This is a genomic window from bacterium (assembly GCA_037131655.1).
Lineage (GTDB): Bacteria > Armatimonadota > Fimbriimonadia > Fimbriimonadales > JBAXQP01 > JBAXQP01.
On record JBAXQP010000143.1, the window covers coordinates 1 to 7,082 of the forward strand.

Genomic DNA, 7,082 nt, shown 5'->3' on the forward strand with positions numbered 1-7,082 from the left:
TATGGCCGCTGGAATGATGCAACTGAACCAAATCAATTCGGCACTCATGAATTTATGAATTTCTGCCGCCTGATCGGCTCCGAACCTTATCTGACAGCGAATGTGGGGACGGGTTCACCACAGGAATTTCATTACTGGATGGAATACTGTAACGCTCCAATTAATTCCACAACGTTAGCAGACCAGCGGGCAGAAAACGGATCACCCGAGCCTTTCGGCGTTAAATTCTGGGAAATTGGGAATGAAACCTGGGGATTTGGCGGAACCAATACGGCAGAAGGTTATGCGGACACTTACCGCCGATTTGTGACGATGATGCCGGGATATGATGTGCCACTTTTTACAATTCCAAGTGGTCCCTATGATGACGACCGCGATTGGACACGCCGATTCTTCGAGCAAAATCAGCGGGCGAAGCCAACCACAATCGGCGGATGGTCCGTTCATTATTATTTTGAAAGCGGCACTGAAAGCCTTAACTTTACTTTGAAAGATTGGTATTCGATGCTTCATCAAGCCAAACATCTGGAAGAGGTAATCGAGGGCCAATGGGGCGTCCTTAGCGAGTTTGACCCCGATCGAAGGATTAAACTGATCATAAATGAATGGGGCGCTCAGCATCTGCCAGGCTCAGAAGCAAGTCCGAAGCACTTATATGGCCAGGTTCCGACTATGAGGGATGCGGTAATCGATGCGTTTAGTCTGGACATCTTCAATCGCCATGCGGACAAAGTTCACATGGCAAACATCTGTTTATTAACAAATGCCCTCCAGGGGTTGTTCTTAACGGATGGCGACAAGTTTGTAGCAACGCCGGTTTTCTATATTTATGAGTTGTATGCCGTACACCAGAATGCCCAGGGACTTGATGTTGACATTAGTTCGCCGCAAGTTGAGAATTTACCCGCTCTAGCAGGTTCAGCTTCGGTGAAAGGCAATACGATTGCGCTCACCGTTACTAATCTTCATGCCACTGAAAATATGGAAGCTGAGATATGCCTGCGGGGCGCCAATATAAGAGAGGCCCGGCTGACAACCCTTTCTCATGAAGATATTCGCGCCAACAACACTTTTTCGCATCCATTTGAGGTCATACCCAAGGTATCGTCTCTTACGGCTAATACTGATGCTTTAATAGTACGGTTTGAGCCGGCTTCGGTTAATCGTATTGATATAGAAATCGGTTAGAAGGGAACCACAACACGGGGGCAACCTCGGTTAAAACATAGCTTTATGAATGTAGCAACACTTGGATTCATGCTTTCGCTGTTTGGCGGCGTCTTATTTGGCGTTTATATGGTGCCGCGTAAAGCCTCTAAGCTCGATAACAATTCCTTTTTATGGATTCTGGGAATAAGCGTCGCAATTAGTTCCACTTTGGTTCGGCTTGCGTTTGGAGAGCGGGCGCTAAATGACCCTTCCGATATACTACTTTCAACCGGTTGCGGTGTTCTCTGGTTTATCGGGACGATTGGCTACTCACAGGCAGTCAGACTAATCGGTCTAACCCGCTCTACTCCTATAAAGAACTTAGGGCCAATCCTCGTCACTATTTATGGGATCGGCATCTTTAAGGAATTTGTTATAAATAAGCCATTACCGTTAGCCGAAGCTGTCTTGGGCAGTTTGCTGATGACAATGTCCGCAATAATCTTCGGCCAGACGGCAGCGGGGGAAGTCCCGGATAATTCCGCCGCTTTTGACCCCAATCGCCCAGCCAAGGAACGCTCACGACTATTTCGGATAGGAATTCTCTGGAGTCTATTGGCAGCTTTTTGTTACAGCGGTTACACCGTGCCGCAGAAGCTAATCTTCCATCACATGCGTACACAGGCTTGGTTTGACTATCAAATCAGCCCAATGTCCTTTTTGAGCGGGATGGGGTTAGGGGTCGGAATTGCAGCGGTGATTTACTATGCGATCGCTCACCCCAAGATTCTTGTCCCACGCGTCACCAGCCGTCGCGAATGGATGCTAGCCTCATTAACTGGTTTGGCATGGGTAGGAGCAGCTGCAGCGGCCAGCAAAGCGATGTCCTATATCTCCATGTCCGTCTCCGTCCCTGCCTCGAATCTAAGTACTCTTATTACAGTCGCTTTTGGGATATGGGTTTACCGTGAAATTCATATTGAACGACATAGGGCCGGTATTCTTTTAGGATTACTCGCCTCTGCCGTCGGCGTTGTTCTGCTCTCTCTAGCGACAGGTCATGGCAAAGTCTAAACGAAAAGGCACAAATTCTTTACTGGTAGTCTTACCAGTAATTTTGTTATATATATTTGAAAGTGAATTCACCATCGTACTTTATGCTGTTACATTGACTGATTTTCGATTTTTAGGAAATTTTTGCTCTTGACAAACAGCCCTACCCGTGTTATTATGAACATGTTGATTGGTTGAAGCCAAAGTGCACCGAAAGCAGTCAGTCAGCAAAAGTAAAAGCAAAAATGCCTTTAAAGGAGTATGTTTTATGAGACTTCGAAGTTTGTTTGCAGTAGGCGCCTTGACACTAACCCTCGGCGCGATGGCAGGTGTCGCAGCTTTCACCGTTAGCCTTCCAACCCAGACATGGGTAACAGCATTACAGGGTGATGTTACTATTAATGCTACGGAAATAGTTACATGGACCCAACTACCTGATGTTAATGTTGATGATTTTGGTAACACATGTGCGACTATCCTTACGACCTTTCAGATTGATACCCGCTACGTAGATATTCTTTTCAAGGATAGTAGTTCTGTTGCCCATTTAGGCAGTACTGTTGCTAATGGTACAACTTTTGCATTAATCGGTGGCGGTTGGGCCAAAGCGCAGACAGCTGGTCAAGCAGCTGGTGGCTCGATTACCAGAACTGGTAACATCTTAAATGTTGTGTTTGGCGTTGGAGCACCTGGTGACCCAGGTATCGCATCACCAAAAACTAACCTCTTGAAAAATGGTAACAATTCAGCAATACAATTCGTTGTTAAGACTAATGCGATTGCTGCTGACTTCGCAAATGCCAAATACACGATTGGTCGTGTTGGTGATAACTTTATTACCAGTAATGGTACAACTAGATATAACGCAGCGAATACAGGCGGTGTCTTTCAAGCCACTAAAGTCGTTCCTGAGCCCAGTGCGATCATTGCACTCGTAACAGGACTCGGTAGCTTACTAGCTCTGCGACGCAAAGCCTAATAAGCTTGCTGATCAGACCACATTAATTACAACAGCTCATCTTCGGATGGGCTGTTTTCTTTTGTTTGGAAGTATATACAGATTTCTAATCCACGTCAGAAACGTCTAAAGCCCTCATCACCCTCCCCTCTTCCCCCAATTGGGGGAGGGGCCTATGAAATAGGGAGTGAGGGCTAACCTGCCAACCCTGAGTACCCTTCGATATGGCCTGACGGCCTACTCAGGGAAGCGGATTTAATACTACTTGAAAGCTTCTGCCAACGCTCGAACGACTGCTTCTACCTCGCCTAGCACATCTTCGCCGATCTTTAGAATCTCTATTCCATCCGGCTTAATGCGGTGCTGACGAAAGACGGTCTGTAGTTGGTACATGGTCTTTGGGTTGAACTTAATATCTTTGCGCAACCATAGGAAGATATGCCCTGCCCTGCCTTCAATCTTTTGCAGCTTGGCGTCTCTTGCTAGTAAACGCAAGCGAACGATTCGGAATGCAATTTTCACCGGCGGAGGCGGTTCACCATAGCGGTCTTTAAGCTCCGCAAGAAGGTCATTGAAGCCAACATCATCAGAGATACTGCCCAAGCGTTTGTAATAATACAGGCGCTGCCCTTCATCTTCCACATATTTCTTTGGAATAAGCGCGGATACCGGCAAATCAATGGAAGGCAAAGTTGGGAATAAAATCTCATCCTGCGGAGTGCCCTGTATCTCATGAATCGCTTCGTTGACTAGCTGCATATAAAGCTCAAAGCCAACCCCGGCCATCGCGCCATGCTGCTTTGCGCCCAGCAACTCACCGGCGCCTCTGATTTGCATATCCCGCATTGCAAGGGAAAACCCTGAGCCTAATTCACTGAACTCCTTCAACGCAGCCAAGCGCTGGTAAGCCACATCGTTTAACTGTTTGCCTACTCTATAAAGTAAATAAGCATAGGCCTGCCTATCTGAACGCCCAACACGGCCACGCAACTGGTAAAGCTGAGACAACCCCATTCGATGAGCGCGGTCAACAATAATCGTATTCACATTCGGGATATCCAACCCATTTTCAATAATGGTCGTACAAACCAACACATCATACTTTTGATCGTGGAAATCGATCATCACGCGTTCCAATTCCGAAGAATCCATCTGGCCATGACCGACAACAAAGCGAGCGTAAGGAAGCATTCGGCTTAACTTATCACAAATGTGATATATGCTTTCAACCCGATTGTGAACGAGATAAACCTGCCCACCGCGTGAAAGCTCCCGCATAATCGCATCCCTAACCAATTCATCGTCCCACGGCTTCACATAAGTTCGAATCGCCAAGCGGCCTGGCGGAGGATCATTAATTACGCTCATGTCGCGGATATCCACCAAAGCCATGTAGAGGGTGCGCGGTATGGGTGTTGCTGTAAGGGTCATGACATCAACCTGAGTTCGCTTCTGCTTAAGACGCTCCTTGTGGGTGACGCCGAAACGCTGCTCCTCATCGATTATCAGCAGTCCTAAATCCTTAAACTTAATGTCTTCTGAGAGTAAGCGATGAGTGCCGATGACAATATCTACTGCCCCTGTCGATAATTCCCCGATGGTTTGTTTTTGCTGTTTTGGAGTTCGAAAACGGCTCAGGAGCGCAACATTTACAGGGTAAGGCGCAAGGCGTTCGCGGAAGGTGTCGAAATGCTGAGCGGCAAGGATCGTCGTCGGGCACATGATCGCAACCTGGCGGTTATCCTGAACCGCTTTGAAGGCGGCCCGAACGGCAACTTCCGTCTTACCAAAACCGACATCGCCGCAAACCAGGCGATCCATTGGGTTTTCTTCTTGCAAGTCCTCTTTAACATCCGCAATTGCAACCGCTTGTGAAGGTGTTTCGACATAGGGGAATGCCGATTCCATCTCCTGCTGCCAGGGTGTATCAGGGCTGTATGGGGGCCTCTCCGCTTTCCTGCGAGCCGCATACAACCTCGTCAACTCCCCCGCGAGTTTCTTCGCCCCCTCCTTCGCAGCCTTGACAGACCGTGTCCACTCCCCGCCGCCAAGCCGCATAACAGAAGCATTTTCTTCCCCCGGAGCTAAATACTTTTGAATGCGGTCAATCTGCTCGACCGGCACAAACATCCTATCCGGCGGAGCGTAGTCAATTTGCAAAAATTCACGCTCTGTTTTGTCGCGCTCCATCTTGACCAAGCCTCGGAAGACACCGACGCCATGATAAATATGAACAACGAAGTCGCCCGGTTTGAGGTCAAGCAGCGAAGCAATCGGCACACCCTCATGAACCCTTTTGGCCGGCATACGCAATCGAGCAACGCCGAATAGCTCAGTATCGGTCACAAAGGCAAATTGGGCTTCAGGCATCACAAAGCCGCCCGCAAGGTTCCCATGAACAAGTTGAGCTATTCCCGGCGCAAGTTCACCCTCGGTAATAGCTTCGGTGTTTGGAATTTCCAATTCGGTCAGCATCTGGGAAGCGCGGTGCGGTTGGTCGGTCGCAACAATTACTAATAGGCCTTTATCGAGCCAGTTCTTCATCGCCTGCACGAGAGCTAACGCCTGGCCATGATAGGGTGATAACGAGGACGCCTTAAGCTCAACTTGCCCGTCAGGTTTAAACCAAGGCACATCTGCCCCCATCGCATTCAACGAAAGTACACTTGATTTTGATCCAAGTTTTGCGATAGGCAGCAGGAATGCCTGCGGTTCAGTCGGAAGTATCTCTCCGCGTCTTAGGTGGGCATCAATCACATGCTGAGCGTCTTCAAAGGCACGTTCGAGCTGGCCATCCAACTCTAATGGCTCATCCAGCACCACTAAGCCATCCTCAGATAGGTAAGAAAGCCCGCCCTGACTCGCTGGATTCAAATTAGGCCGATAGAGGTCCACTCTGTCGAAATAAGAGCCGTGTTCTAATGCTAAGGCATCTTCTTGGATTCGCTCCTCCAATGTCTCGCGCGCCTCATAAGGAAGCTGGTCTTTGTACTCAATTAATCGCTTACGCACCTCAACTGCCAGCTTCCTGCCAGCTTCTGGAACAAAAATTGTTTCCCGCGCAGGAGCCACTATGACATCAGAGATTTCCCGTATTGACCGCTGGGAGGTAGGGTCAAATTCTCGAATGCTTTCAACCGTATCACCGAACAACTCAATTCGAACGGGAAAAGGGAGGGCCAATGGGAAGAGGTCAATAATACCGCCGCGATGACTATATTGTCCCGGCAGCCTCACTGGTTCTTGATTTTCATAGCCAATACGAATCAGCCGTTTTAATAATACTTCAAGATCCCAATCAACACCAACACGAATAACCGTCAATAGGCTTTTGAGGTGCTCAGGGGCTAATGTAAGTTCCAGCGCTGCGGCGCCTGTAGCAATAACAATAATTGGTTCACCGGAAGCAAGAGCCATAAGCGAACCGAGGCGGTCTGAGAGAACTCCCATTTCAGGCGGGGCATCATCAAAAAGCATACTTAGCGAGGACGGCATCATCCGAAGGGATTGATCGGGAACTCCAGCCAGACGTAATCGCGCCTGCCACTGCACCGCTCGATCGTGAGTGGGCGTGATTATCAACATTGGGCGCGGCTCATCATGCCAAAGCGCTGCTATAAGTAGAGGCTTCGCTTCAGGAGCAACATCCGACCATTCTGCTCTTCCCTTTGCCTTGCGAAGCAACTGCCGGACCGAGGTCAAGCTCTCCGGTCGAGCTAGCCATTCATTAAGATGCATCGTATTCATTGTACCCGTGCAGCCATGCACGCTTGTACTATCCTAAAAGCTCTACACACATGCTGTTTCGCGATTATCAGTTATACGGTATAATAGTATCTTAATCGGAGGAATGTTAATCTAAATGCAAATTTGGAAAAGCAGTTATATATGGATCGCTGGATTGCTCCTGATTATTTCTATC

4 protein-coding genes are annotated in these 7,082 nt (G+C 48.4%); 3 read left to right on the top strand and 1 reads right to left on the bottom strand.

All coding sequences use genetic code 11. The features are described 5' to 3' along the window. From WCO51_07810 to WCO51_07820, 3 genes are all read left to right on the top strand, one after another. Positions 1-1,188, top strand: a 1,188-nt coding sequence (locus WCO51_07810) for an alpha-L-arabinofuranosidase C-terminal domain-containing protein (GenBank protein ID MEI6513166.1), incomplete at its 5' end; no start/stop codon positions are given. A gap of 45 nt (positions 1,189-1,233) precedes the next feature. After that, positions 1,234-2,223 carry a GRP family sugar transporter gene (locus tag WCO51_07815; protein ID MEI6513167.1) on the top strand — a complete coding sequence of 330 codons (990 nt, stop codon included), beginning with the start codon at positions 1,234-1,236 and terminating at the stop codon, positions 2,221-2,223. Between the two features lie 247 nt (positions 2,224-2,470). Beyond that, the gene (locus tag WCO51_07820) at positions 2,471-3,181 is read left to right on the top strand and encodes a PEP-CTERM sorting domain-containing protein (protein ID MEI6513168.1); all 711 of its coding nucleotides are present in this window, start codon (positions 2,471-2,473) and stop codon (positions 3,179-3,181) included. Positions 3,182-3,421: 240 nt separating this feature from the next. On the opposite strand, the gene mfd is transcribed toward WCO51_07820, so the two are convergent. Beyond that, positions 3,422-6,907 (bottom strand): transcription-repair coupling factor, encoded by a 3,486-nt coding sequence (gene mfd, locus WCO51_07825; GenBank protein MEI6513169.1) that lies wholly within the window; start codon positions 6,905-6,907, stop codon positions 3,422-3,424. Positions 6,908-7,082: the final 175 nt, after the last annotated feature.